Here is a 25,054-nt window from a genome sequence, read left to right on the forward strand (position 1 = left end):
TTCAGCCGATCGCGTGATGTGGAAGAACTTCAAGGAGATAGTCACGCCGCCTCCCTCAGCGCTCGAATGCCCAGCCCCGGTCCTTCGTCCAGTTCGACCGCCTCATCAACGAATCGTGCCCCGCCTGCGACCGGAGTTTCGGCCAGCCAGAGTGCTGCATCCAGGTCGTGGACGCGATCGGGCGAGACCACCGCGGCCAAGGCAGCTGAAGCCGAAACCCCGATCGGGCCCTCCATCATGCACCCCACGAGTATGCCCATTCCTGCCTTGCGGGTGGCGCCTGCAACGGCGAGTGCTTCGCACAAGCCGCCCGTCTTGGCAAGCTTCACGTTGATCTGGTCGCAAGCACCACGCTCGGCCAGTTCGCGCACATCGCGGGCCACGCGCACCGATTCGTCCGCGACGATCGGGGTGTGGCTCGCAGCCTTGGCCTTCGCCATGCCGGCCAGATCGTAGAAGGCGACCGGCTGCTCGACGAACTCCAATCCAAGCCCCGCATCCTCGGATTTCTGGATGAAGGCGATCGCCTCGCCGGGCGTCCAGGCCTGATTGGCGTCCACTCGCAACACGACCTCATCACCGACTGCCCGGCGCACCGCGCTCACCGCGGCGAAGGCGTCGTGATCACGGGAAGCTTTAATCTTGATGTGGTCGAAGCCATCTTCGACGTGGCCGGCCGCGATCCGTGCGAGCTCCTCGGGATCTCCCGCCGACAATGTCATGTCGGTGCGTACGGCCCGGGTACGCCGACTGCGTCTTAGGGTCGAACTATCCTCCCCGGATGACGCGCCAAGCGCGGGCCTCATCTGCGCTATATGTTCGTTGCCTTGTCCGTTTCGGCTTCCCTTGCGCTCGGTGAGGACAGAGGACATCAGGGCTATCTCGTCCGGCGAAGTCGCTGCATCGGTCGCCATCACCTTGAGCAAAGTGACCATGCTCATCCCGGCTGCTTGAGCCCGCAGATCGAGCACCGCGGTCTCGACCGCGCTGCGGGCGGCCACGTTTCCCCAGATCGCGCGGGCTATCAGACCGGGCAAGGCTGGATCATCGGGTTCGTGTCCGAGCACTGCGTCGCCGAGCGGGTCCACCACGGCGGCCGCCACCGATTCCGGCGATTCTCCAGTGACCTTCCAACTCGTGGCCGCCTCGCCCCAACCGCTTCGTCCGTCTTCGTCGACCGCCTCTACGAGCGCGAGCTCAACCGCATCCGCCCGGCGCACGGCGGTGATGAACGGCCGTTTGAGAGGCACGCTCACCTTGTGCGTGAGAAGCCGGACGATGGCGCTCATCGGTTGGCCCTCCTCATCCCAATGCCTTCGTCAGTCTCAATTCAGGTTCGCCGAATTCGTCCTCCACTCGTTGTTCACCATCGGGCTGCCAGCCATGCGCCCGGTAGAAGCCCAACGACCCGGCGTTGGCGGCGAATACCCACAACCGGACGACGCTCGCCCCCTGAGCATGCAGCCGAGTTTCCGCATGCCCGAGAAGGCGCCCGCCGACACCTTGGCCGTGGACGCCGGGCGCCACATACAACGAGTGGACCGCGCCCTTGTTGCCGATCCGTGCATACCGGGTGAGCCCGAGCAATTCCCGGCCGTCTTCGGCCACCACGACTTCGCCCTCATGCGAGGCCAACACCCGTTGCCAGAGCGCGTCGGCGCGCCCGTCGGTCATCTCGTCGATGACCGACGATGGCAAAACGCCGACGTAGCTTTGCCGCCAGCATTCCAGGAAGACTCGGACGATCCGGTCGAGATCGTCCGGCGAAGCGACGCGCAAAGTGAGGTCGTCCATGGCTACCGGTTCTGGTCTTCGATTCGTAAGCCGGTGATCGTATCCACTGGCTCGGGCAACACCAATGGACCGGTGCCGGGAGTGATACTGCCCAGAATTCTCGGTTCGGCAGAACCGGTACCGCCGGGAACGATCCCTGGCACTCCGTGCAGCGTGCACCAGCCGAGCAGGGCCATCAAGACCGCCTCTTTGGAATCGGCGGGCACCCCAAGGGCATCGCTGAGCACCACTTCGACCCCCGGGAGTTCGCGGCGCAGGCCCTCCATGATCAGCGGATTATGAATGCCACCACCCGAGCAGGCGAGATAACTGATGCCAGCTGCCCGCACGGCATCGGCGATCGTGCACACCGTCAGTTCGGTCAGGCTGGCGATCAGATCGTAGGCCGGCACGCGGTGGCCGAGCCCGGAAATCGCCTCGTCGACATATTCGATGTTGAAGTATTCCTTGCCCGTGCTTTTCGGGTTTGGCAAGGAGTAATAGGGGTCGTCCAGGAGCTTTCCCAAGAGTTCCTGATCGATTCTGCCCTGGCGGGCGATGGTGGCGTCGGCGTCATAGCCCAGCGGGTTGAGCCCGTAGGTGGTCACGATCGCATCGATCAGCGCGTTGGCCGGCCCGATGTCGAAGGCCGACAGCGAATCCGGAGCCACGACCGTCAGATTCGAGATGCCGCCCATGTTCAGAGCGCCCGCAGTCTCGCCTCGTCCGGCCAGCAGCAAATGATCGATGGTGGACGCCAGAGGCGCACCCTGGCCACCAACGGTGAGATCGCGGGCCCTGATGTCGGACACCACCGGGCGTCCGGTTGCCTCGGCGATCCAGGCGGGCTGCCCGATCTGCAAAGTGCCGAGAGCCCGGTTGTTCTTCACCCAGTGGTAGACGGTCTGGCCGTGCGAGCACACCGCGTCGATACCACCCGCGGCGTTCGCGACCTTGACGGCAACCTTTGCGAAGGCCTGCCCGATCAGGGTGTCGAGCTCACAGATCTCGTCCAACGTCGTCTCGGCAGGAGGCAGCGCGGCGATCAATCGAGAACGCAGCCGGTTGTCATAGGGCACGCTCGCATCGGTCACGATCCGAGCGGTGAGCAGCCCGTCTTGTTCGCTGAAATCAACGACTGCCGCATCGATCCCGTCATGAGAGGTACCCGAGATCATCCCTAGAACGCGCATGTCAGTTGGCCTCCATGAGTACTCCTGAGCCGGGCCGGCACTGGTTGCCGGGAAGTGAGCTTGTCTTTTGCGCGAACGTCGGCAACCACGATCGGCCCGGCAACCCAGGTATAGACCGCGCTCATTTTTCCGCCTCCAGCGCTTGGCGCAGGCGTCCATTCGCACCATCGAGCAGGGCTCGCGCGCCTTGCTCGCCGACGCCACGGGCGATCATCACCGAAGCGAGCTTCACATCGAAACTGACCTGCTCCAGCGTGCCGAGTGCCTGTTCGCGATCGGCATCGGTGATCAATTTGACGATCCTGATCGCGCGTTCGCGCAGTTTCTCGTTGGTGGCGCGAACGTCGACCATCAGGCTGCCGTAAGTCTTGCCCAGCCGGATCATGGTGATCGTCGAAATCATGTTGAGCACCAGCTTCTGGGCGGTGCCGGCCTTCAATCTGGTCGACCCGGATACTATTTCGGGCCCCAGCGGAACCTCGATGGCATGCTCGGCCGCCGCGCTCAACCTCGTGTCGGTATTGCACGACAGTCCCACCGTCAAGGCACCCAACTCGCGGGCGCGGGCGATGGCGGCGACGACGAAGGGGGTGCGTCCACTGGAGGCGATGCCCACCACCGAGTCGAGCATCCCGACGCCCGCCTCGTCCATTGCCGAAACACCGGCTGACTCATCATCCTCAGCACCCTCGACCGCATTCAAGATGGCGGCCGGTCCCCCGGCGATGATGCCCGTGACCTGGTCGGGATCGGTGTTGAAGGTGGGTGGGCACTCGGATGCGTCCACCACGCCGAGCCTGCCGGGCGTGCCGGCACCGACATAAAGCAGCCGCCCGCCGCGGGCCATCCGGTCGGCGACGCCTTCGATCGCAGGCACGAGCTGCGGCAGAGCCTTGCGCACCGCGCCGGGCACTGTAGCGTCCGCATCATTCATGATCGCGGCCAGATCGGCCACCGGAAGGGTGTCGATCTTCGAATAGCGCGGGTCGCTGGATTCGGTCACCAGCGTGGCGAGTTCGTCACCGAGGGCGGTCATCGTTTTCCTCTGTTCGATGGGTCGAGGGCGTCGCGCAGTCCGTCACCGAGCAGGTTGAGGCCGACGACCAGCAGCACGACCACGACGCCGGGAGCAATCATCGTCCATGGGGCGATCGTCACCAGGGTGCGGGACTCGTAGATCATCGAACCGAGCGAGGGAACCGGCGGCGGGGTGCCCAGGCCGAGGAAGCTCAAGGACGCCTCGGTCAGCACGGCCCACGACAGCGAGAGCGCGATCTGCACGATGATGATCGAGGTGATATTGGGCAGCACGTGCCGGAACATGATCGATAGTCTTGATTGGCCGGTGCTGACTGCCGATTTTACGTATTCGATCTCGCGCAGCGAGAGCACCGGGCCGCGAGTGACGCGGACGAAGATCGGCACATAGACGATGGCGATGGCGATCGCAACGGTGAACCAGGTGCGTTCGAAAACCGACGCCAGCGACAGGGCCAGCAGCAGCGGAGGAAACGCAAACAGCACGTTGGTGATGCCGCCCACCACGGTGTCTGTGGTGCCGCGGTAGAAGCCGGAGAACACTCCGGCCAGCGTGCCGGCGACGGTTGAGAAGGTGACCGCGACGACCGCGATCAGAGCGGAGTTGGCAGCGCCGGCCGCGACCCGGGCGAAGACATCGCGTCCGAACTGGTCGGTGCCGAACCAGTGCGCAGCCGAGGGCCCCTGGATTCTCACGGCGGCGTCTTGGGCGAGCGGATCGCCCCATAGGCCGAAGGCACTGCCCATGCTGAGCAGCAGCAATGCGACCAGAATGATGAGGCCGGTCAAGCCCGAAGCACTGTGCACGAGCAGCCGGACGCGCTCTGCGGTTCGTCCGCCCCCGGGAACAATGGTGACCGATTGCGAAATGTCCGTCATTCTGCACGCACCCTCGGGTCGATGATCCGGTACAAGATGTCGGTCAGCAGATTCACGATGACGAAGAACAGAGCGATCATCAGCACCGTCGATTGCACGACCGCATATTCCTTCTGCTGAATACCGAGCAGCACCTGTCGTCCGATGCCCGGCAACGAGAAGATCTGCTCGACAACCACGGCACCACCTAACAGATAGCCGAATTGCAGGCCGGTCATCGTCGTGATCGGGACGAGCGCGTTGCGCAGCACATGCTTCAGCTGGATCCGGCGCGGGCCGACGCCCTTGGCCTTGGCGGTGCGGATGAAGTCCTGGGAGCGGATCTCCAGCACGGCGGTGCGGGTCGTCCGCATGATCGGTGCCGCGATTCCGAAGCCCAGCACGACCGACGGCAACAGCATCTGCTTCAGGTTCAGGGCGGGGTTGGTGAACAGGCCGGCATACGCCTGTCCGTTCGGATTGAATCCGAACGCCGAAGACAGCAACGACACGAGCGCGGTCGCCAGCAGGAAGGCCGGGATCGACAGCCCGGCGAGCCCGACGACCTGACCTGCCGCGTCACGGGCCGAATCGGGCTTCGACGCCGACATCATGCCGAGCGGCACACCGACGACAAGGGCGAGGACGATCGAGAAGATTGCCAACTCCAATGTCACCGGCAGCGACTGGGCGATCATCGCGCCGACGCCCATCTGCGACCTGGCCGAGAATCCCAGGTTGCCGGTGAAGATATTGCCCAGCCAGGAGAAGAACTGGACGACCAGTGGCTTGTCCAGGCCGTAGTAGGCCTCGAGCGCGGCGCGTTGGTCAGGGGTGAGCGCTGCTGCCTCGGTGCCGAGGCCCGCGGTGATCTGGTCACCGGGAATGGCCCGCAGCATGACGAAGACGACGATTGCCACACCGAGCAAAGTGCCCAGCGAGGCCAATATGCGCCGGAATATCCGGTTCGCGAACAGACGGTGAATCATGCTCCTCCAGATAAAGAGGGATCAAACGAGTTCGGCCCGGATCCAGGTTCACCCCCTGAACCCGGGCCGACCGACTCAGGCGAGCGAAGTCTCGCGCAAGAACTGCAGCGAGCCATTGGCCATCGGAGTGAAACCGGTCACATTGGACGTGGTCGCGGTGTAGGAGTAGCTGGTGAACAGCCAAATCCACGGAGCGTTCTCTTCGAGATTGTTGGAGATCTCGGTATAGATCTCCTTGCGCTTCTCGACGTCCGAGGTCTCGCGTCCCTCGGCGAAGAGCTGGTCGAGTTCGGGAGAAGAGTAGCCGGCGACCTTGTTCAGGTTTCCGGTGCTGGTGAAGTAGCGCGAGTACGAGCCGTCCGGGTCGGGACGACCACCGTTGAGCGCAACGGCCGCCTCGAAGTCGCCGGCAACCCAGCGATCGACATAGCTACCCGATTCGAGAACTTCAAGTTCGATGTTGATGTTTGCCTCGGCCAGCTGGGCCTTCAGGTTCTGCGCCTCGTTGACCGAGGTCGAGTACTCGCCCTGGGAAACGATCGTATTGATCGTCACGCCATCCGACAATCCGGCCTTATTCAGGTAGTCGGCGGCCTTGTCGAGATCGCGCTCCGGGCAGGGACGCGAACTCGGGTCAGACTCATAAGCCGGAGCGGTGATCGGACCAGTCACCTCACCCTCGCCCATCGCCGCGGTATCGAGCACCTGCTGACGGTCCACCGCGCACTGGATGGCCAACCGCACGTTGACATCGGCGAGCGGGCCGTCGGTAGCCTTCAACTGCAACACGTGATAGTTCAGCTGCGGTGTCTTGGCGACCGTGAGGTTGGCCGCCTCCGCGGTCTGTGCCACCAGCGCGTCGTCGAAGGTAGCGAGCTGCACATTGCCGGACTGCATGGCCGAAACGATGGACGACTCGTCGGGGATGATGCGGAACTCGACCGAGTCGAGCTTCGCCGCCTCGCCCCAGTAGGAGTCGTTGCGGGCCAGGGTCAGCGACTGGCTCGGCTTACGATCCGACAGTTCGAAAGCGCCGGTGCCGTTGGGTGTGGTGTTAAGCGCCTCTTCGGTATCGTCCGAAGAGAGCATCGCCATGTTGATCGGGGCCAGATTCGCGAACAGGGACGAGTCGGGGGCACTCATGGTGAGAGTCACAGTGTTCTCATCGGTGGCCTCGACCTCGTCAACCGAACTGAGCGATGCCGCTCCGACCGCCGCGGTTGCTTCGTCCATCATCGCCTCGAGCGAATACTTGACGTCTTCGGAGCCAAAGGTGCTGCCGTCGGTAAAGGTGACTCCCTCACGCAGGTGCAAGGTAACGGTCAACCCGTCGTCCGAGGTATCCCACGACTCGGCGAGGCCGGGCACGACTTCGAGATTCTGGTCAAACTCGGTCAGAGTGCCGTAGATATTCTGCAGCACGTTGACTGCCTGAAACTGGGTTGCCTTCCACGGGAAGAGCGTGTCGGGCTCGCTAGTGACACCGATCACCAGCGCACCGCCTGTTGCACCGGCATCATTGCTGGTCTCGGCAGGCTGTGAAGACGACGAGCAGCCGGAAATGACGAGCGCAAGTGCCGAGACGACACCGAACGCGGCGAGGATCTTGCGCTTCGTGCGTTTTCCTCCAGCCATGGATAACTCCTCTGTACGGATGAACGGGACGGACTCTGGTCAAATCCACTGCGGTGATCAGTCCGACCCCTGGATGTGAAATAAAAGTACGTTGATCGCTGCATCTATGTAAGAGAATGACGCAGGCTGTCACATAATTGCAACTAAAGACCTTGTACAGGAGAGTCGATGGCCGAAATGAACCGCGTCGGCGAGGCCGATGCATCGCCGGCGCTGGTGCGCATACGTGCGTTGTTACCGAAGATGCGTCCGAGCGAACAACGCATCGCCCGCTTGTTCCTGAACGACCCTGCCGAGGCCTCTGCGTTGTCGATCGCCGACCTTGCGGCTCGCGGACAGACATCGACCACGACGGTGGTGCGCTTCTATCGGGTACTCGGCTACCGGCATCTGCAAGAACTGCGGGTTGACGTGCTGCGCGACGTAGCCAGGGAGTCATTCGAGACCGCCGGGCTGCCGGAGGCATCCGGAGATATCGACCGCGCCGATTCACTGGCAGACATCGTCGCAAAGATCTCGCTGGCCGAGACCATGTCGATCTCCGATACCGCGAAGGTACTGAGCATGGATGCCCTCGGCCAAGCTGTCGATGCAGTTGCGCGGGCACTCAGGATCGATGTCTTCGGGGTGGGCGCGAGCTCGTTCATCGGGCTGGACCTGCAGCAAAAGCTCACCCGCATCGGCCACACCTGCGTCAACTGGTCGGACGCACATTCTGCCTGGACGTCGGCAGTCGCACTCCCCGCCGGTACGGTGGCCGTCGCGGTCTCGCACTCGGGAACCACTCAAGACACCATCGAATATCTGCGGCTGGCCCGGTGCTCCGGCGCAACCACTATCGCGATAACCAATCATGCCGGCGCACCGCTGGCCAGCCACGCCGACATCGTGCTCACCACTGCCGCCCGCGAGACCGTCTTTCGATCCGGCGCCCTGGGCAGCCGGATCGCCCAGCTCATGGTTATCGACTGCCTGTTCATCGGGGTCGCCCAGTCGAACTACGACAAATCAATGGCGGCACTGCGCGACACCTACGCCGCCGTGCATCAGTTGAAAGTGCCCGAGTGAGCACAGAAAAAATCTTTACATGTTCACGCGATGTGTAAAAAAACTCTTCGAATTTTTCTACGTTCCGTCAACATGCCACCGATCACAGATAGCGGCCCTTGCGATGCTCCAACGCTTGGATGCCTTCGGCGATCTCGATCCAGTCCACCTGGGCGCGCACCAATAGGCCCCAGCCGCTATGTTCGGGATCGGCCGTCATCAGACTGACTCCGGCCCACGCCGACGCACCGGTCAATCTCGGACCGTGGCTGGAGTCCTGCCACTCGCCGGTCCGGAAGACTCCACCGGCCGAGGGCGCCACCCGGGCAAAGGCGTCGGCGATGCCACCCTGACCAGGGCCCAGAATGTTAACGCAGGCCAGACCGGTCTCGCTGAACAGGTCCCACCAGTCGCAGTCCTCGTCGACGAGCGCGACGATCTCGGCAGGCTCTCCGTCGGCGATCATCACCGAAGAGATCGTCCAGCCGTCCCGCTGCCCGTCCGAAGCACTCGTCCAGATGCTCACCGGAGCCGGCATCGATCCTCGCAGCCGCCTCACCAAATCCCGCTGGTCAGGGGGCGGCAGAAATGGGTGCTCGCTGTGGATCGTCAAGAGCGTGCGCCGTTCTCACAGAGCATCAATGAGCTCGCGCACCACTTCGGAAACGGTGGTGTGCTTCGTCCGGGCGACCTCACGAAGCTTCGCTCGGCGAACCGCATCAAGGCGCACCGTGAGCGGGCGCGCGTCATCGCCCACGCTCACGGGACGTCCCGGCGACGAGACTCCGAATTTGGCATCAGGAAATCCCGACTCGGCCTCCAGACCCCATCGCTCAAGATCGGCATCGGTGAACTTCGTCCCGTTTGCAGCTGTGTATTCGGCCATTTCCTTACCTCCTCAAACCGACTTCATGGAGCACTTTCTTCGTTGCCGACATCGCATGGAATATCAGCCATTCATCGGGTCCTGTCTCAATCGCAACGTATTCCAGCAACCGTCCCCGTCCGTCAAGCCCGACGCCGACCCACTGGCGGGGGTCAGCGTCCTCGCGCAATACCTTTCGAAGCGTGCCGACAAATGCTTGTTCGGCATCGGCTTCTGCGACTTCAGGATGCCTCCTGGTCACTCGCGGATGAACCCGAATCACCACGATTCCGCTCCGATCATGATTCCGTACGACACAAGTGTAGTACGAATTACCGTTGGGCCGGGCCGGGCTCAATTATTGGGTTCACTTTTGCAGCCATAGTGCGTAAAAGTGAACCCAATAATGCCAGTTGCCCGGCCACCTGTTGGAAGACCGGGCAACCGCGATGCTGCAGACAAAGATCAGGCGATCGCCGGACGGCCCTCCGCTGCCGGGAGAGCGGCATTGATGGCGTCCACCGAAGCCTTCGCGTCCCCGAACAACATGAAGGTGTTATCGAGGAAGAACAGCGGGTTCTCCACCCCTGCATAGCCGGGCTTCATCGAACGCTTGAACACCACGACCTTCTTGGCTTCCCAGACGTGCAGCACCGGCATGCCCGAGATCGGGGTGCCCGGCTCCATCGCCGTCGGGTTGACGGTGTCGTTGGCTCCGATCACCAGGACGACGTCGGTCTCATCGAACTCGTCGTTGACCTCGTCCATCTCGTAGACGATGTCGTAGGGCACGTGGGCCTCGGCGAGCAGCACGTTCATGTGGCCGGGCAGGCGTCCGGCGACCGGGTGAATGGCGAACCGCACCTGGACGCCGGCCTCGGTGAGCCGCTTGGTCAGCTCGGCAACCGGATACTGCGCCTGGGCGACGGCCATGCCGTAGCCGGGGGTGATCATCACCGAACGCGCGTCGGCCAGCCAACTCGCCAACTCGTCCGCCTTGACCTCTTGAACCTCGCCCTGAGGACCATCAGAGGTGGCGGCAGCGGTCGCCCCGAAACCACCCAGGATCACCGAGACGAACGACCGATTCATCGCCTTGCACATGATGAAGCTCAGGATCGCGCCGGACGCACCGACCAGCGCACCGGTGATGATGAGCACGTTCATGCCGAGCGAGAAGCCGCTGAACGCGGCCGCGAAGCCCGAGTAGCTGTTCAGCATCGAGATGACCACCGGCATGTCGGCACCGCCGATCGCGGCCACCAGATGGAAGCCCAGGAACAGGCTGAGCACGGTGAGCAGAATCAACGGCAGCCATGCATGCGAACTCTGGAACCAGATACCACAAGCGATGATGCCGATGATGCAGCCCAGGTTGATGAAGTTGCGTCCGGGCAGGGTGAGCGGCTTCGAGGGAATCTTCTCGGCCAGCTTGCCCCACGCCACGATCGAGCCGGTGAAGGTGACCGCGCCGATGAAGATGCCGATCCAAATTTCTGCCAGATGAAAGCCGACGTCGTGCACCGTCTCACCGGCGGCCAGCAGCTGACGGGTCTCGACGAACACGTTGAAACCGATCAGCACGGCGGCCAGGCCGACGAACGAGTGCAGCTGCGCGATGAGCTGCGGCATTCCGGTCATCTCGACCCGGGTCGCCTTGAACAAGCCGATGACCGCGCCGATCAGCATCGCAACGACCAGCAACACCAGCGGCAGAACTCCTCCGCCGCCGACGAAGCTGGGCATCTGCTCGGCCCAATCGTCACCACGCCACGACTCGGGCGCCCACACCGCGGTGATGGTCGCCGCAACGGCGAGCACCATACCCAGGACGCCGAAGGCATTGCCTCGCTTGGAAGTCTCGAACTTCGACAGCCCAGCCAAAGCGAGAATGAACAGAACACCGGCGACGATGTAGGTCGCCTGAACAAAGTTTGCGAGCATCGCCGATCACTTCCGGAACATCGTGAGCATGCGCTGGGTCACCGTGAACCCACCGAAAACGTTGATACTGGCGATCAGCACGGCCAAGGTCGCGACGATCTTGATGGCCAGTGATTCATTGCCGAGTTGGCTGATCGCACCCACCAAGATGATGCCGGAGACCGCGTTGGTCACGCTCATCAGCGGCGTGTGCAACGCCGAGGTCACATTCCAGACCACGTAGTAGCCGACCACCAGGGCGAGAGCGAAGATGCCGAACAGCCGGACGAACGAGGCCGGCGCGATGGTCAGCAGCGCTATCGCCGCAACAGCAAGCACCGCAACGATCCCGAAGGTCACCCACCAGGGCTTCGGTTCCTTGGGTGACACACTCATAGCGGCCGGCAATTCCTCCTTGTCGGGCAGCGGCGCGGGTGCCGCCGACACCTGAATCGGAGGTGGCGGGAAAGTGATCTCACCGGCCTTGGTGACCGTCATGTTCCGCAGCACTTCGTCGTCGAAATCGATGACGAGTTGCCCGTCGGCCTGCGGAGTGGCCAGCTTCAGCAGATTGACCAGGTTGGTGGCGTAAAGCTGGCTTGCCAGGCCCGGAAGCCTGCTCGCCAGGTCGGTGTAGCCGATGATGGTCACGCCGTTGTCGGTGACGTATTTCTCGCCCGGCTTGGTCAGTTCGCAGTTGCCGCCGCCAAGTGCCGCCAGGTCGACGATGATGCTGCCGGGCTTCATGGCCCGCACCATCTCGGCGGTGATCAGCTTGGGTGAGGGACGCCCCGGTATCGCCGCGGTCGTCACGATGATGTCGACCTTCTTGGCCTGCTCCATGTAGAGCTCGGCCGCACGCACGTTGTAGTCGTCCGAGGTCTCTTTCGCGTAGCCGTCGGAGCTGACGCCTTGATCGTCCGATGAGGTGCGCACCTTCAAGAAGGTGGCGCCCATCGACTCGACCTGCTCGGCCGTCTCCGGACGCACGTCGGTCGCATAGACCTCGGCTCCCCGCGAATTGGCCGCGCCCAGGGCCGCCAGACCTGCCACGCCGGTGCCGATAACGAAGACCTTTGCGGGGGCGACCTTGCCGGCCGCGGTGACCTGGCCACCGAAGGTGCGTCCGAACGCGTAGGACGCCTCGACGACCGCACGGTAACCGGAGATGTTGGCGGTCGAACTCAGCGCGTCCATCGACTGGGCACGCGAGATACGCGGCACCATGTCCATCGACATGCCGTTGACACCCTGCTTCTGCAACGCCTCGAGCAGGGGCTGGTTCTGCCGCGGATTGAGGAAGGTGACGAGCGTCGAACCCTGACGCATCGCCTCGAGCTCGTCGACGCTGGGTTCGTTGACCGCCAGCACGATATCGGACGCCCACACTTCGGCAGTGCTACCGATCTGCGCGCCCGCCGCCTCATACGCCGAATCGGGGAAGGAGGCGCGTTGCCCGGCACGCGTCTCGATGATCACTGTGTAGCCCAGTTTGATCAGTTGCGGAACCGTCGTCGGTGTGGCTGCAACTCGATTTTCACCAGGCAGGGATTCACGTGGAATGCCTATCTGCATGGCGCAAAGCTTAGCGGGCCCCTGTTGTGCTCTCATAACGGGCCTGTTTTCGTCCGAACAATAGAGTAATCTTCCTAGCCAACGACAGGCGCCGTCGTTATTTGATCAGGTCGCCCCCAAGCGGCCGACAGACCCAAGACAACGGTTAACGCTGTGTAACACACGCTGAGACCGTCGGTCGGAGCAAGCCGGCAAGGTGCAGTCTTGCTCACTGACAGCCGAATCCCCAGATGGGCACCGAACCTCAGTGGTGCCCTCTGTGCGACCCGCCACCACGGGTTTCATGCCGCCAAGCAACAGCAAGGAATCACGATGACCGATACCAACTACGACGCTGCACAGTCGGGTGAAGACCGAAAGACGGCAGCAAAGAAGTTCGCGAAGAGCCGCCGTAGCCCGATCATCGGCGCGATCTTCTTGATGGCGACCAGCGCCATCGGCCCCGGTTTCATCACCCAGACCGCAACCTTCACGCTGAGTTTCGGCGCGGCATTCGGTTTCGCGATCCTGATCTCGATCCTGGTCGATTTCGCTGTCCAGATGAACATCTGGCGAATCGTCACCGTGTCCGGCAAGCGCGCCGGGCAACTCGCCAATGAGGCTTTGCCCGGCGCCGGCCATGTACTGGGGGTCCTGATCATCGTCGGCGGGCTGGCCTTCAACATCGGCAACGTCGCGGGCGGCGGGCTGGGCATCAATGCAATGCTCGGTATCGACGCGAAGCTCGGCGGCCTGATCACCGCGCTACTGGCCATCTGCATCTTCGCCTACAAAAAGGCCGGACCGGTCATGGACAAGGTCGTACTGGTGCTGGGCGTGGCCATGATCGTGCTGACCATCTACGTAGCGATCGTCTCGGCTCCGCCGGTCGGCGAAGCGTTGAAGCAGACAGTGCTTCCGGACACCATCAACTGGGCGTCCATCACCACGATCGTGGGCGGCACCGTCGGCGGCTACATCACCTACTCCGGAGCACACCGCTTCCTGGATTCCGGTCAGACGGGCCCGGACAACGTGAAGAGCGTGCACCGCGCGTCCATGAACGGCATCATCGTCACCGGCATCATGCGCTATGTGCTCTTCCTGGCCATCCTCGGCGTTGCCGCGTCCGGGTTCGTGCTCGACACCACCAACACCAACTTCAACCCGGCCGGACAGGCATTCCAATATGTGCTCGGCACCGCAGGCCTGCGAATCTTCGGCGTTATTTTATGGGCCGCTTCGATCTCGTCGGTGATCGGCGCCGCATACACCTCGGCCACCTTCCTGTCGGTATTCGACAAGCGGCTGCACGAGGGTTTGCCACTACGCATCGCCACCATCGCCTTCATCGCAGTGTCGATGGTCTGCTACCTAATCTGGGGCGCGGCACCGGCGAACATCCTGGTCTTCGTCGGCGGGCTCAACGGCCTGATCCTGCCGATCGGGCTGACGATCTTCATGTACATCGGCTGGTTCCGGCAAAAGAGCCTGCTGCAGGGCTACGCATACCCTAGGTGGCTGCTCACATTCGGTACCGCGGCCACGCTGCTGAGCTGGTACATGGCGATCGTGTCGATCGGCCCGATCTTCGAGCTGCTCGGCTGATCCCGCGGGCTGCTGCCCTCGGCCCCGGGAAGTAATGTATTTGGATTTATCAAGGGTCATTTCCATGGAGAGAAAACGATGTTAAGTATCGATCTGAACAGCGACCTGGGAGAAAACACGGCCGATCGTCCGGTTTCGGACGATGAAGCCATGCTCGGCGTCGTGTCGAGCGCGAATGTGTCCGCCGGGTTCCACGCCGGTGACCCGGCCGGCATCTACCAGACCCTGGTGGCGGCTCGCGACCGCGGCGTCACGGTCGGGGTACATCCCGGCTACCGCGACTACGCGAATTTCGGACGCGAGGCACTCGCCATTGACGACGCCACGCTGCAGGCCGACGTCGAGTATCAGCTCGGCGCGTTGTTGGGGATGGCGGCCGGTGCCGGGGTGCCGGTGCGTTATGTGAAGCCGCACGGTGCTCTGTACAACACCATCGCCCGCGACGAACACCTGGCCGAGGTCGTGGCTCACGCCATCAAGGCAGTCGACTCGTCCCTGGTCTTTCTCGGGCTGGCAGGCGGCGTGAGCGTCGCGGTCGCCGAGCGAGTTGGCTTGCCGGTGGCCCGCGAAGCTTTCGCCGACCGCGCCTACGAGCCGACCGGCGACCTGGTGTCGCGCAAAAAGGAGGGCTCCGTGCTGCACGACCCCGCGCTGGTCGCCGAGCGGATGCTCCAGTTGGTGCATGAGGGCACGATCACGGCGATCGACGGCTCGGTCATCCACATTGAGGCGGATTCGATCTGTGTGCACGGCGACTCGGCCGGTGCGGTGCAGATGGCTGCCGCGGTGCGTGCGGCGTTGACCGCTGACGGCATCGAGATCGCGCCGTTCGCCCGGGCCTGATCGACCAGCAATAAAAAAGGAAGCAATGATGTCGCAACTATTCGCAGAAGGCGATCTACTCGCCTCGGGACGGGCGGCCCGGCTCAAGGCCCGCACCGATCCGGCACCCACCAGTGGTGTCGCGGAGGGCCTCGTCCAAGCCAATATGATCTCGGTGCCCAAGGATTGGGCCTGGGATGTGCTGCTCTATGCCCAGCGCAATCCGAAGCCGGTTCCGGTGCTCGACGTGATCGAGGGCGGCGGATACGAGTCGGCCCTTGCCCCGGGCAGCGATCTGCGCACCGATATTCCGCAGTACCGCGTCTGGCGTGACGGCGAACTCGATTCCGAGCCGGTGGATGCCACCGAGGCCTGGGCTGAGCATCCCGATCTGGTGACCTTCCTGATCGGCTGCAGTTTCACCTTCGAGGCCGGGCTGCATCAGGCCCAGATCGAGATCCGGCACCAAACTGCCGGACGCAATGTGCCGATGTACCGCACCGGGGTCGACTGCCGGCCCGCGGGCAGACTCAAGGGCAAGTTGGTGGTGTCGATGCGTCCGATCGCCTGCGACCGGATAGCGGACGCGGTGCGCATCTCCGGCGGTTATCCCTCGGTGCACGGCGCCCCGGTACACATCGGTGACCCGGATGCCTTGGGTATCCGCGACTTCTATGCGCCCGAATACGGGGACGCCCCGGTGCCGCTGCGCGACGGCGAAGTGCCGGTGTTCTGGGCTTGCGGGGTGACCCCGCAAGCTGCGATCGCCGCATCGAAAGTGCCCTTCGCGATCACCCACGCGCCGGGAGCCATGTTCGTCACCGATGTGCTGAACGAAACCTACGCGGTATGACTCAGGTGTCTCGCCCGGCCGGGCTGCGGATCGTCCCGGTCTCCGATCGCGCGCTGATCGTCGAATACCCGGATCTCGCGGGTGTGCTGGCGCATTACCCGCCATTGGTTGAGGCTTCGCTGCTGGGAGTGGACGAACTGGTGCCCGCTGCGTCCACCGTGATGGTGCGCTATGACCCTGCGGTGGTGAGCGCCGCGGAGCTGGCGAAAATGATTCGGGCGGTTGCTCCGAAGCAGGCCGGTGAGACGCAATTCGAGACGGTGACGATCGACGTCAGCTACGACGGGGAGGATCTGGCCGATGTGGCCGGCCTGCTTCAGGTCAGCGTCGAGGAATTGATCAACCGGCACACCGCAGCCCATTGGGAGGTGGCGTTCGTCGGTTTCGCGCCCGGGTTCTCGTATTGCCAGGGGGACGACGAGTTGTTCGATGTGCCCCGGCGGTCGTCGCCCAGGACCCGGATCCCTGCGGGATCGGTGGGACTGGCCGGCACCTTTTCGGCGGTTTATCCGCGCGAATCACCTGGTGGCTGGCAGTTGCTCGGGCATTCGGCCGCGCAGATGTGGTCGTTGGATCGTGATCCTCCCGCTCTTGCTCAGCCGGGCCAGCCGGTGCGCTACCGGGCGGTGCGCGAGCAGATCATGGTTACAGATCCCGCCGCTGAGCCACCCGAATTGGGGGATGCCTGGTGCGAAGCCGTCTCGTCCGGGCCGCAGATGTTGCTCGAAGATCTCGGACGCCCGGGTCTGCTCGGCCAAGGGGTCGCGGCCTCGGGTGCCGCCGACCGTGGTGCGTTGATGGCGGCGAACCGGGCTGTCGGGAATGATCCGGGAACCGCCGCCTTGGAGATCGCCGGTGGCGGGGCAGAATTGCGATTCGAAGCTCGCACCTTGGTGGGTGTGGCCGGGGCCGATGGGCCGCGCTCGATCATCAGTGAAACCCGTGGCGAATTGGATCTTCCGGATGGGGTCCCGATGCTCGTCGAGCCGGGGGATGTCGTCCGGATCGGTGGATTCACCCGTGGGTTGCGCGCCTACTTGGCGGTGCGCCGTGGCTTCGGGCTGGAGCCCATCTTGGGTTCGCTGGCCACCGACACATTGTCGGGAGTTGGCCCCGATCCACTGCGATCGGGCGACCGGCTTCCCATTGGCGGCGGCAGCCCCGGCCGCGTGATCTGGCCCGACCAGGTGCCTTCCCATCAACCGCTTGCGGCGTTCCGGCCACCGGCGGCGTTTGACGAGATCGTCGAACTGCGCGTCGTCCTCGGGCCAAGGACCGACTGGTTCACATCCGAGGCTATCGAACTGCTGACCGGGCAGGAATGGCTTGTCACGCCGCAATCCGACCGGGTCGGCGTCCGGCTTGAGGGCAAAACTCCGCTCGATCGTGTGGTGACCCGTGAATTACCCAGTGAGGGCGCGGCGGCCGGGGCCATCCAGGTGCCGTCGGGTGGTCAGCCGGTGCTCTTCTTGCCCGATCATCCGTTGACTGGCGGCTACCCGATCATCGGCTCGGTGGCGGACGCCGATCTCGACCGCATAGCCCAGTTGGTGCCGGGCATGAAGATCCGGTTCGTGATCGACCAACCGTTCGTTGAGCTGTAACCAGAGTCACGGAGCGAGGGAACCTGGTTTTGCGCTGCCGCCCATGTAGTGGGTGCGCTTGAGTCTTCAGCATGGGGCCAAACCGCGCTCGCGACTGAAGAAAGACGGCAGGTCGACAAGCGCGGCGGGAACGGGCCAACCTGCAGAAGCCGTCGCGTGAGGGTGGGGAGAAGGCTAGTTGTTGCGCCACACGGACAAATAGCGCCAGCCCGGCAGCCGCTGCCAGGTTGCGCCGGGCAGGATGCCCTGAATCGCCTCGCGGGTCTCCGCCCAGCCGAGCAGCGCGTCCATCTTGATGGTGTCCGGCTCCCAGCTTGTGGTGCCGATCTTGGCGATCAGGTTCTGAGGGATGTCGGCGGCCGATCGCAGTTTCTCCCCGAGGCCCTTGTTGCGGGCGTAGCCGATGTCCACCAACAAGCCTCCCGGACGCAGCACCCGGCGCATCTCGACCAACGCCAATTCGAGCCTGGTCTGGTGCAACACCATCACGCTGACCACAGCGTCGAATGATGCGTCCGCGAATGGCAGCCCGGTGACGTCACCGATCATGAAGTGGGTGCTCTCGCCATCGGTGGGGAGCACATCCGGGTCGGGATCGATGCCCACCACCTGGTGACCAAGATCTGCCAGATGGCGGGCCAGCGTCCCCTCCCCACAGCCGACATCCAGCACGAGCGGGCAGTCCGCGATCAGCTCGGCGACTCGCGGGTACTGCTGGGTGTTGTGGTTCCAGCGATCCGCAAAAGGATGATCCTTCGGCATCGGCGCCCCCTCCCTGATCTCACGCCGGCACTCCTGCGGCCCATTCATACCACGTGGATCCCGCAGTTGTGCCCGTCAGAAGGCTGTCGAAGCAGCCGGGATTGAAGGCACAAAGCTTCCACCGCCGGAGATAGTTCCGCCATGAGTCCATGATCCAGGCGGTCCGTTCGTGAGGCATAGGCTCATGCTGGCAAGCCGGTTTCAGCCACCGGCGACGGTTCGAGGAGGCCGAGCGCAATCATGGCGCATCGCAATACTGTCAAGATCGGAATCGTGGGAATGGGCCACGTCGGCCCGCACGCCGCGAGCGCACTCATCAATTGGGGCGTCGCCGACGAACTCTATCTGTGCGACATCGACGAGAAGAAGTGTCGGGCGGAACGGTTCGACCTGCTGGACTCGACGGCATTCGCGCCGCGTCCGGTGAGAATCCACGATGTCGGCGCCGACTACGAGGCCCTCGCCGAGACCGACGTCATCATCAACGCCGCCGGCGATGTCTCCCAGGTCGCGGTCAACCGCGATGGCGAACTCTTCGGCACCACCGCCATCGCACGTACCTTCGTCGGACGAATCGCCGCAGCCGGCTTCGACGGCTTCTGGGTGAATGTCTCCAATCCCTGCGACGTGGTGACTCGTCTCGTCCACGATCTTTCGGGTCTGCCGGCAAACCGTGTGCTGGGTACCGGAACCAGCCTGGACTCGGCCCGGCTGCGTCGTGCGATCGCTACCAAGACCGGCGTATCGATTCGCTCCATCGATGCCTACATGCTGGGAGAACACGGGTTCAGCGGCCTTGCCGCCTTCTCCCAGGTGTCCATCGGCGGCAAACCGCTGTCCGAGCTGGCCGCCGAGCATCCCGAGCAGTTCGGCTTCTCGGCCGAAGAGGTCGAGCGCGACGGCCTCAATGGCGGATACGACATCTACAACTTCAAGCACTGCACCGAATATGGGGTGGGCGCTGCGGCCGCCCGGATCACCACCGCCATCGTGCGTGGCGAGAACGCGGTACTCGCAGCCTCGGTGCACCTCGACGGCCAATACGGGCAGTCCGGCTTCTACATCTCGACCCCGGCGGTGATCGGTGCCGACGGTGTCGAGGACATTTACGAGTTGAGTCTGACCGACGACGAACGCCGGCGCTTCCTGGGCTCCTGCGAGAAGGTCCAGCACAGTTACCGGCTGGTCTGCGAAGCCAGCACCCCGGCCGACTGACAGAGGTCACACCGAACGGAGCCGCGCCAGCCTCGAGGCTCCTTCGCGCAGCACATCCTCACGCTTGCAGAAGGTGAATCGCAACAACGAACGGTAGTCCGCGGCGCGCGGCCTGGACGAACGCGGTTGCGGGCACACCGGCCACTCCCAGCGTCGATGGCAGTTTCCGGGAGAGCTCGGTGGCGTCCGGATAACCCACAGCAGCGGTATCGACAAGGACGTAATAAGCGCCCTTCGGTGAGAAGACCCGAAAACCTGCATCATGCAGTGCCTCGACCAGCAGGTCACGTTTGCCCTGCAGGTTCTGGGCGGTCCCGGCATAGAAATCGTCCGGTAGCCGCAGCCCGGTTGCAATCGCGGGTTGGAAGGGCGCCCCGTTCACATAGGTCAGGTATTGCTTGACGGTGAGTATCGCCGAGGTGATCTCGGGCGGCGCGATGGCCCAGCCGATCTTCCAGCCCGTGGTCGAGAAGGTTTTGCCCGCGGACGAGATGGTGACGGTGCGTTCCCGGGCGCCGGGCAGGGTTGCGATGGGGATATGGCGAGCCTGATCGAAAACGAGATGCTCGTAAACCTCGTCGATCACGATCACCACGTTGTATCGGTCGGCGAGTTCGACGATCCGCTCCAGGACCTGCCTGCCGAAAACGGCACCTGTCGGATTATTCGGGTCATTGACGATGATCATCCGGGTCTTGGACGACTGGACATGATTCCTCTGGATCGACTCCGACAATTGTATTGGCGCCATCCGTGGTGCATCGACGGTCCCAATCACGGGTCCGTCCGGAATCTCAATTCTTTGATGCAATTCTTCGGCGCGTACAGGTGCGTGTTATTGTCTGTTCGACATTCCGTTTCGCATCTTCGCGACAGGAGCAATTGTGTTCAGCACCGCACGCGCACCGCGTTTCATGGGTTCAGCCATGCTCATGCACGGATGCCATATGTGCTGCTGTATGCGCTGATCGGCTACTGACTCTCCACCCAGCTCTCAACCGGAGTCTTCCAGGTTGATCGCCGCATTTGCGGCCAATTCCCGAGTTCTGATCTCCGCATTTCCTGTGCTGGTTTATGCCGCCACTGCGAATGAACTCGTACTCTGCTTCACCACTGACATTCATGTACCCGAACCGCGGCGCAGCAGCGCCCGGCCATCTTGAGAAAGGCCCTCCAATGAGGCTACGAAATATTGCGATCTGGGCGACAGCGCTTGCTTTGGGCACCACGCTCACGGCCTGCTCGTCCAGCTCGGGAGAATCCGGGTCGGCCGGATCCGAAACCGTCACCATCGGTGTCACCGACCTCAGCAAGGACTATTGGACGACCTTCACCGATCTGGCCGCTGCCGAGGGCATCGACGTCGAAATCCAGAACTTCACCGACTACCAGCAGCCGAACCCCATCCTCACGCAGGGAGGGCTCGACGCGAACCAGTTCCAGCATCTGCTCTTCCTGGCCAACTACAACGTGAACACCGATGAGGATCTCACACCCATCGGCGCAACGGTCATCTTCCAGTTGGGCCTGTACACGTCGAAGGGCTACACCAGCCCGTCGGAGATTCCGGACGGCGGCCAGATCGCCATTCCCAACGACGTCACCAATCAGGCCCGGGCGCTGCTCGTGCTGCAATCTGCCGGGCTCATCAAGCTCGCTGACGGCGGGAATCCGTTGTCATCTCCGGCCGACATCGACCAGAGCGCCTCCAAGGTGACGGTGGTGCCCGTGGACCCGAATCAGACCGCCGTCCAACTGCAGTCGCTCGACGGCGCGGTGATCAACAACAACTTCGCCGCCGATGCGAGCATCGACCCGACCACCGCCATCTACTCGGATCTGCAGGATCCGGATTCAGCGGAGGCATATATCAATGTCTGGGCAGTTCGCAGTGAGGACGTCGACGATGCCACGTTGAACCGACTCGTCGAGATCTATCACGATCCGTCGGTGATCGATGCCGTTGTGGAGGAGAACAAGGGCACCGCGCTTGCCATCGACAAGACCCCGGAAGAACTCCAAGAAATCCTGAGCGGCCTCGAAGACCTCATCCGTGAACAGGGCTAACACGCCAAAACGATCAGAAGAAGGCAATTTAGGGCAATGGGAGCAACTGTTTCGCTGCGCGACGTAACCAAGGAGTTCCACACTTCATCGGGTTATGTGCGTGCCGTCGATCACCTTTCGCTCGATATCAATTCGGGTGAAATCTTCGGCATTATCGGGTATTCCGGCGCAGGCAAGTCGACCTTGGTCCGTTTGATAAACGGTTTGGAGACCCCAACCGCAGGCACCGTGTCGATCGATGGGCAGGTGATCACAGGTCTGCCCGAGCGGAAATTGCGTCCCATTCGAGCCGGCATCGGCTTCATCTTTCAGCAATTCAACTTGTTCTCCTCGCGTACTGTCGCCGGAAATGTCGCGTACCCACTGAAAGTGGCCGGCGCAGACAAACGCGAACGCGAAAGCCGGGTTGCCGAACTGCTGGAGTTCGTCGGTTTGGCCGACAAAGCCGGCCAGTACCCCGATCAGCTGTCGGGTGGCCAGAAGCAGCGCGTGGGCATCGCCCGCGCCCTGGCCACCCGGCCGAGCCTGCTCCTGGCGGACGAGGCAACCAGCGCTCTCGATCCCGAGACCACCCAGGATGTGCTCGACCTGTTGCGCCGGGTGAACGACAAGTTCGGCGTGACGATCGCGGTGATCACCCATGAGATGGCGGTCGTGTCGTATTTGTGTAGTCGGGTGGCAGTGATGGAATCCGGGCATGTCGTGGAAACTGGCAATGTCTACGACGTGTTCGCCAACCCGCAACAGATGGTCACCAGGCGTTTCGTGGGCACAGCACTTCACGATCGTCCCAGTGCCGATGTACTGAAGCGGTTGCGCTCCAGACATCCGGGGCGCATCGTGACGATCGGGGTCAACGATCAGGGCGGCTCCGCGACGCTGCTGACCGAACGGCTGCGCGTTCATGGTGTGGACGGCGCCATCATTCATGGAGGCATCTCCGAGATCGAGACGCGTCCCCTCGGCTCGCTGACCGTCGAATTGACCGGTGGCGCAGCAGCAATCGACGCGGTCATCGACGATCTGCGCCGGCAGACGACCCTCACCGACCACGGAACGGCCGCGAACCCCGTGGGTGTCGACGCCAAGGATGGAGACCTACGATGACCGCCGGAAATCAGAATCTATGGCCCGTGCTGTTGGAAGCTCTCGGGCAGACTCTCCAAATGGTGATTGTCACCCTCGGGATCGGCGGTATCGCCGGGCTTGTTCTCGGCATCGGGCTCTACACAACCCGACCCGGCAATCTTCTGTCGAACCGCCCGGTGCATTTCGTGCTGAATGTGCTCGTCAACGTGATCAGGCCGATTCCTTTCATCATTTTCATCTCGGCTCTGTTGCCGCTGACGATCAAGGTGACCGGAACCAGTTTCGGCCCGACCGCCGCGATCTTTCCGATGACCATCATGGCTACCGTGGCCACCTCGCGGATTGTCGAGCAGAATATCGTGGCCATCGATCCCGGACTCATCGAGGCGGCCCGCGCCATGGGTGCCGGGCCGCTGTGGGTTATCGCCACCGTCATCGTCCCGGAGGCCCTCGGGCCGCTGATTCTCGGCTACACGTTCTTGTTCGTGAGCATCACCGATATGTCCGCGATGGCAGGTGCGGTCGCCGGCGGTGGCCTGGGCGACTTCGCGATCGTCTACGGCTACCAGCGTTATAACTTCGCGGTCACCTGGATCGCTGTCGGCGTGATCATCATTGTCGTCCAGCTCGCGCAGCTGCTCGGCAATACCCTCGCACGCAAGGTGTTGCGGCGCTGAGCGTGCCCGGACGAAAACCCGTCCGCCTCAGAACTTCTTGCCGGGGTTCAGGATGCCGGACGGGTCCAGCACCTGCTTGATGCCGCGCTGCAGATCACGCACCCTCGGCCCGAGTTCGGTATCGACGGCACTCAGCTTCTCCAACCCGATGCCGTGCTCTCCGGTGACCGTGCCACCGAGTTCACTCGCCAACGCCAGAACCCGCTCATGGGTCTGATGCGCAACCCTGGTCTGCTCGGGATCGTCCGGGTCGAAGCAGATTACCGGGTGTAGGTTGCCGTCGCCGACGTGGCCTGCGGTGCCGATGGGAAGCCCGCAATCGGCGGAAAGCTCGTCAAGCCGAGTCATCAGTTCCGGCAGCCTGCTTCGCGGCACGGATACATCCTCGTTCAGGCTGTCGCCGCGCAACTCGTGCATCGCCGGGTTGAGTAGCCTCCGCGCCTTGAGCAGCTCGTCCACCCGTTCGGGGTCGGTCGCGGTGTCGATCATCATGGCGCCGTGCTCGCGGGCGACCGAAACATAGTCGGCGATGTCGTCGGCGCCCTGAAGCTCGGAATCGGTGAGGACGAGCAGCCATCCCTTGGCGGCGGTCGGGAGGCCTGCCGCCGGGTCGTAGGCGACGGTGGCACCGATCACGGTCTCGTCCATGAACTCCAAGGTGCTGGGCCGGTGCGGGCGCACCATGATCTCGTTAGCCGCGTCCAGGGCAGCGTCGCGGGAGTCGAAGCTCGCGGTGATTCCTCTCACCGGACCGGGCGCCGGCAGCAGACCGACGGTGACCTCGGTGACCACGGCCAGGGTTCCCTCACAACCCACGATCAGCGACGTGAGATCGAGCCCGCCCACCTTCTTGACGGTGGGCGGCGCGGTGCGCACCACATCGCCATTGGCAAGCACGATTTCAAGTGAGCGGACCGCGTCGCGGGTGACACCGTACTTCACGCAGCGCATGCCGCCGGCGTTGGTGGCCACGTTCCCACCGATGGTGGATTCGGTGGCCGAAGCCGGGTCCGGTGCATAAAACAGGCCCCTCGCGGCGGCGGCAGCCGCCAGATCGGCGGTGACGACCCCCGGCTGCACAACTGCCACCAGATCGACGGGGTCGATGCGGACAATCGCACTCATGGCTGTCAGATCGAGCAGGATCGAGCCGGGCAGCGCATTGGCTCCGCCGGCCAAACCGGTGAGCGCACCCTGGGGCACCACAGAGATGCCATGCTCATACGCCATGCGCAGCACGGTCGAAACATCGTCCGTGCTTGTCGGACGCACCACTGCCAGCGGCATTCCCGGGGCGGGAGTCCCCGACCGGTCATGGCATCGCGCCTGCAACGCCGCCGAGTCCGTGATCACTGCCTCCTCGCCCAACGACTCACGCAATTGCCTCAGCATTCATCGAACGTTACCCCGCTGCCGGGCGTGCCCCGATTGGTCGACAACCCGCGATACGGGGATTCGGATCGCGCAGGCTATCGTGGACAG

The 25,054-nt window shown here is 63.3% G+C and carries 23 protein-coding genes; 9 read left to right on the forward strand and 14 right to left on the reverse strand.

Annotation, left to right across the window (positions count from 1 at the left end; translation table 11 throughout):
* Positions 1–41: 41 nt before the first annotated feature.
* The 7 genes from QQ658_RS13220 to QQ658_RS13250 form a co-directional block, all read right to left on the reverse strand.
* Positions 42–1,289, reverse strand: a complete 1,248-nt coding sequence (locus QQ658_RS13220; RefSeq protein WP_286025302.1) for a mandelate racemase/muconate lactonizing enzyme family protein — start codon at positions 1,287–1,289, stop codon at positions 42–44.
* 13 nt (positions 1,290–1,302) lie between these two features.
* A complete protein-coding gene (locus tag QQ658_RS13225; RefSeq protein WP_286025303.1) occupies positions 1,303–1,794 on the reverse strand; it encodes a GNAT family N-acetyltransferase in 492 nt (163 codons plus the stop codon).
* Between the two features lie 2 nt (positions 1,795–1,796).
* A complete protein-coding gene (locus QQ658_RS13230; protein ID WP_286025304.1) occupies positions 1,797–2,966 on the reverse strand; it encodes an anhydro-N-acetylmuramic acid kinase in 1,170 nt (389 codons plus the stop codon).
* A 121-nt stretch (positions 2,967–3,087) separates the two neighbouring features.
* Entirely contained in the window at positions 3,088–4,002 is a 915-nt protein-coding gene (murQ, locus tag QQ658_RS13235) for an N-acetylmuramic acid 6-phosphate etherase (protein WP_286025305.1), read from the reverse strand.
* Entirely contained in the window at positions 3,999–4,883 is an 885-nt protein-coding gene (locus tag QQ658_RS13240; RefSeq protein WP_286025306.1) for an ABC transporter permease, read from the reverse strand. Before QQ658_RS13240 ends, murQ begins: the two co-directional genes overlap by 4 nt.
* Positions 4,880–5,851: an ABC transporter permease gene (locus QQ658_RS13245; RefSeq protein WP_286025307.1), complete on the reverse strand. Its 972-nt coding sequence runs from the start codon at positions 5,849–5,851 to the stop codon at positions 4,880–4,882. The genes QQ658_RS13240 and QQ658_RS13245 overlap by 4 nt, the downstream gene beginning before the upstream one ends.
* A 75-nt stretch (positions 5,852–5,926) precedes the next feature.
* Entirely contained in the window at positions 5,927–7,486 is a 1,560-nt protein-coding gene (locus QQ658_RS13250) for an ABC transporter substrate-binding protein (RefSeq protein ID WP_286025308.1), read from the reverse strand.
* 168 nt (positions 7,487–7,654) lie between these two features.
* On the opposite strand from QQ658_RS13250, the gene QQ658_RS13255 reads away from it, so the two are divergent.
* Entirely contained in the window at positions 7,655–8,554 is a 900-nt protein-coding gene (locus tag QQ658_RS13255; RefSeq protein WP_286025309.1) for a MurR/RpiR family transcriptional regulator, read from the forward strand.
* Positions 8,555–8,636: 82 nt separating this feature from the next.
* On the opposite strand, the gene QQ658_RS13260 is transcribed toward QQ658_RS13255, so the two are convergent.
* From QQ658_RS13260 to QQ658_RS13275, 4 genes are all read right to left on the reverse strand, one after another.
* On the reverse strand, positions 8,637–9,071 hold the full coding sequence (locus tag QQ658_RS13260; RefSeq protein WP_286025310.1) for a flavin reductase family protein: 435 nt from the start codon (positions 9,069–9,071) through the stop codon (positions 8,637–8,639).
* Positions 9,072–9,161: 90 nt separating this feature from the next.
* Positions 9,162–9,419 carry a hypothetical protein gene (locus tag QQ658_RS13265; protein ID WP_286025311.1) on the reverse strand — a complete coding sequence of 86 codons (258 nt, stop codon included), beginning with the start codon at positions 9,417–9,419 and terminating at the stop codon, positions 9,162–9,164.
* A gap of 444 nt (positions 9,420–9,863) precedes the next feature.
* Positions 9,864–11,342: an NAD(P)(+) transhydrogenase (Re/Si-specific) subunit beta gene (locus tag QQ658_RS13270; RefSeq protein ID WP_286025312.1), complete on the reverse strand. Its 1,479-nt coding sequence runs from the start codon at positions 11,340–11,342 to the stop codon at positions 9,864–9,866.
* 6 nt (positions 11,343–11,348) lie between these two features.
* Positions 11,349–12,896 carry a Re/Si-specific NAD(P)(+) transhydrogenase subunit alpha gene (locus QQ658_RS13275; protein WP_286025313.1) on the reverse strand — a complete coding sequence of 516 codons (1,548 nt, stop codon included), beginning with the start codon at positions 12,894–12,896 and terminating at the stop codon, positions 11,349–11,351.
* A 312-nt stretch (positions 12,897–13,208) separates the two neighbouring features.
* Between QQ658_RS13275 and QQ658_RS13280 the strand changes: the two genes are divergently transcribed.
* The 4 genes from QQ658_RS13280 to QQ658_RS13295 all read left to right on the forward strand — a co-directional run bounded on the left by QQ658_RS13280 (position 13,209) and on the right by QQ658_RS13295 (position 17,762).
* Entirely contained in the window at positions 13,209–14,483 is a 1,275-nt protein-coding gene (locus tag QQ658_RS13280) for an NRAMP family divalent metal transporter (RefSeq protein ID WP_286025314.1), read from the forward strand.
* Positions 14,484–14,561: 78 nt separating this feature from the next.
* Positions 14,562–15,326, forward strand: coding sequence for a LamB/YcsF family protein (locus QQ658_RS13285; RefSeq protein ID WP_286025315.1), 765 nt, complete (start codon positions 14,562–14,564; stop codon positions 15,324–15,326).
* A 28-nt stretch (positions 15,327–15,354) separates the two neighbouring features.
* Positions 15,355–16,158: a putative hydro-lyase gene (locus tag QQ658_RS13290; protein WP_286025316.1), complete on the forward strand. Its 804-nt coding sequence runs from the start codon at positions 15,355–15,357 to the stop codon at positions 16,156–16,158.
* A complete protein-coding gene (locus QQ658_RS13295) occupies positions 16,155–17,762 on the forward strand; it encodes a 5-oxoprolinase subunit B/C family protein (RefSeq protein ID WP_286025317.1) in 1,608 nt (535 codons plus the stop codon). The genes QQ658_RS13290 and QQ658_RS13295 overlap by 4 nt, the downstream gene beginning before the upstream one ends.
* A gap of 174 nt (positions 17,763–17,936) precedes the next feature.
* Here the strand turns inward: QQ658_RS13295 and QQ658_RS13300 are convergent, their stop codons facing one another.
* Positions 17,937–18,524 carry a class I SAM-dependent methyltransferase gene (locus QQ658_RS13300; RefSeq protein ID WP_286025318.1) on the reverse strand — a complete coding sequence of 196 codons (588 nt, stop codon included), beginning with the start codon at positions 18,522–18,524 and terminating at the stop codon, positions 17,937–17,939.
* Positions 18,525–18,764: 240 nt separating this feature from the next.
* Between QQ658_RS13300 and QQ658_RS13305 the strand changes: the two genes are divergently transcribed.
* A complete protein-coding gene (locus tag QQ658_RS13305; protein ID WP_286025319.1) occupies positions 18,765–19,739 on the forward strand; it encodes a lactate/malate family dehydrogenase in 975 nt (324 codons plus the stop codon).
* Positions 19,740–19,797: 58 nt separating this feature from the next.
* Here QQ658_RS13305 and QQ658_RS13310 read toward each other — a convergent pair whose 3' ends face one another.
* On the reverse strand, positions 19,798–20,490 hold the full coding sequence (locus QQ658_RS13310; protein ID WP_286025320.1) for an aminotransferase class I/II-fold pyridoxal phosphate-dependent enzyme: 693 nt from the start codon (positions 20,488–20,490) through the stop codon (positions 19,798–19,800).
* A gap of 425 nt (positions 20,491–20,915) precedes the next feature.
* Here QQ658_RS13310 and QQ658_RS13315 point away from each other — a divergent pair, with 425 nt between their 5' ends.
* From QQ658_RS13315 to QQ658_RS13325, 3 genes are read left to right on the forward strand one after another with little or no spacing between them, the layout of a single operon-like run.
* Positions 20,916–21,806 (forward strand): MetQ/NlpA family ABC transporter substrate-binding protein, encoded by an 891-nt coding sequence (locus QQ658_RS13315; protein ID WP_286025321.1) that lies wholly within the window; start codon positions 20,916–20,918, stop codon positions 21,804–21,806.
* Between the two features lie 36 nt (positions 21,807–21,842).
* Entirely contained in the window at positions 21,843–22,913 is a 1,071-nt protein-coding gene (locus QQ658_RS13320; protein WP_286025322.1) for a methionine ABC transporter ATP-binding protein, read from the forward strand.
* Positions 22,910–23,572 (forward strand): methionine ABC transporter permease, encoded by a 663-nt coding sequence (locus tag QQ658_RS13325; RefSeq protein WP_286025323.1) that lies wholly within the window; start codon positions 22,910–22,912, stop codon positions 23,570–23,572. Before QQ658_RS13320 ends, QQ658_RS13325 begins: the two co-directional genes overlap by 4 nt.
* Positions 23,573–23,599: 27 nt before the next feature.
* Here the strand turns inward: QQ658_RS13325 and QQ658_RS13330 are convergent, their stop codons facing one another.
* Positions 23,600–24,964, reverse strand: a complete 1,365-nt coding sequence (locus tag QQ658_RS13330; RefSeq protein WP_286025324.1) for an FAD-binding oxidoreductase — start codon at positions 24,962–24,964, stop codon at positions 23,600–23,602.
* Between the last annotated feature and the right edge of the window lie 90 nt (positions 24,965–25,054).

This window comes from Propionimicrobium sp. PCR01-08-3, assembly GCF_030286045.1.
GTDB lineage: Bacteria > Actinomycetota > Actinomycetes > Propionibacteriales > Propionibacteriaceae > Brooklawnia.

Bases quoted from the DNA above. Each gene is read 5' to 3' on its own strand.
- QQ658_RS13220 (WP_286025302.1), bottom strand. From the start codon at position 1,289: ATGAGCGCCATCGTCCGGCTTCTCACGCACAAGGTGAGCGTGCCTCTC.
- QQ658_RS13225 (WP_286025303.1), bottom strand. From the start codon at position 1,794: ATGGACGACCTCACTTTGCGCGTCGCTTCGCCGGACGATCTCGACCGG.
- QQ658_RS13230 (WP_286025304.1), bottom strand. From the start codon at position 2,966: ATGCGCGTTCTAGGGATGATCTCGGGTACCTCTCATGACGGGATCGAT.
- murQ (WP_286025305.1), bottom strand. From the start codon at position 4,002: ATGACCGCCCTCGGTGACGAACTCGCCACGCTGGTGACCGAATCCAGC.
- QQ658_RS13240 (WP_286025306.1), bottom strand. From the start codon at position 4,883: ATGACGGACATTTCGCAATCGGTCACCATTGTTCCCGGGGGCGGACGA.
- QQ658_RS13245 (WP_286025307.1), bottom strand. From the start codon at position 5,851: ATGATTCACCGTCTGTTCGCGAACCGGATATTCCGGCGCATATTGGCC.
- QQ658_RS13250 (WP_286025308.1), bottom strand. From the start codon at position 7,486: ATGGCTGGAGGAAAACGCACGAAGCGCAAGATCCTCGCCGCGTTCGGT.
- QQ658_RS13255 (WP_286025309.1), top strand. From the start codon at position 7,655: ATGGCCGAAATGAACCGCGTCGGCGAGGCCGATGCATCGCCGGCGCTG.
- QQ658_RS13260 (WP_286025310.1), bottom strand. From the start codon at position 9,071: ATGCCGGCTCCGGTGAGCATCTGGACGAGTGCTTCGGACGGGCAGCGG.
- QQ658_RS13265 (WP_286025311.1), bottom strand. From the start codon at position 9,419: ATGGCCGAATACACAGCTGCAAACGGGACGAAGTTCACCGATGCCGAT.
- QQ658_RS13270 (WP_286025312.1), bottom strand. From the start codon at position 11,342: ATGCTCGCAAACTTTGTTCAGGCGACCTACATCGTCGCCGGTGTTCTG.
- QQ658_RS13275 (WP_286025313.1), bottom strand. From the start codon at position 12,896: ATGCAGATAGGCATTCCACGTGAATCCCTGCCTGGTGAAAATCGAGTT.
- QQ658_RS13280 (WP_286025314.1), top strand. From the start codon at position 13,209: ATGACCGATACCAACTACGACGCTGCACAGTCGGGTGAAGACCGAAAG.
- QQ658_RS13285 (WP_286025315.1), top strand. From the start codon at position 14,562: ATGTTAAGTATCGATCTGAACAGCGACCTGGGAGAAAACACGGCCGAT.
- QQ658_RS13290 (WP_286025316.1), top strand. From the start codon at position 15,355: ATGTCGCAACTATTCGCAGAAGGCGATCTACTCGCCTCGGGACGGGCG.
- QQ658_RS13295 (WP_286025317.1), top strand. From the start codon at position 16,155: ATGACTCAGGTGTCTCGCCCGGCCGGGCTGCGGATCGTCCCGGTCTCC.
- QQ658_RS13300 (WP_286025318.1), bottom strand. From the start codon at position 18,524: ATGCCGAAGGATCATCCTTTTGCGGATCGCTGGAACCACAACACCCAG.
- QQ658_RS13305 (WP_286025319.1), top strand. From the start codon at position 18,765: ATGGCGCATCGCAATACTGTCAAGATCGGAATCGTGGGAATGGGCCAC.
- QQ658_RS13310 (WP_286025320.1), bottom strand. From the start codon at position 20,490: ATGGCGCCAATACAATTGTCGGAGTCGATCCAGAGGAATCATGTCCAG.
- QQ658_RS13315 (WP_286025321.1), top strand. From the start codon at position 20,916: ATGAGGCTACGAAATATTGCGATCTGGGCGACAGCGCTTGCTTTGGGC.
- QQ658_RS13320 (WP_286025322.1), top strand. From the start codon at position 21,843: ATGGGAGCAACTGTTTCGCTGCGCGACGTAACCAAGGAGTTCCACACT.
- QQ658_RS13325 (WP_286025323.1), top strand. From the start codon at position 22,910: ATGACCGCCGGAAATCAGAATCTATGGCCCGTGCTGTTGGAAGCTCTC.
- QQ658_RS13330 (WP_286025324.1), bottom strand. From the start codon at position 24,964: ATGCTGAGGCAATTGCGTGAGTCGTTGGGCGAGGAGGCAGTGATCACG.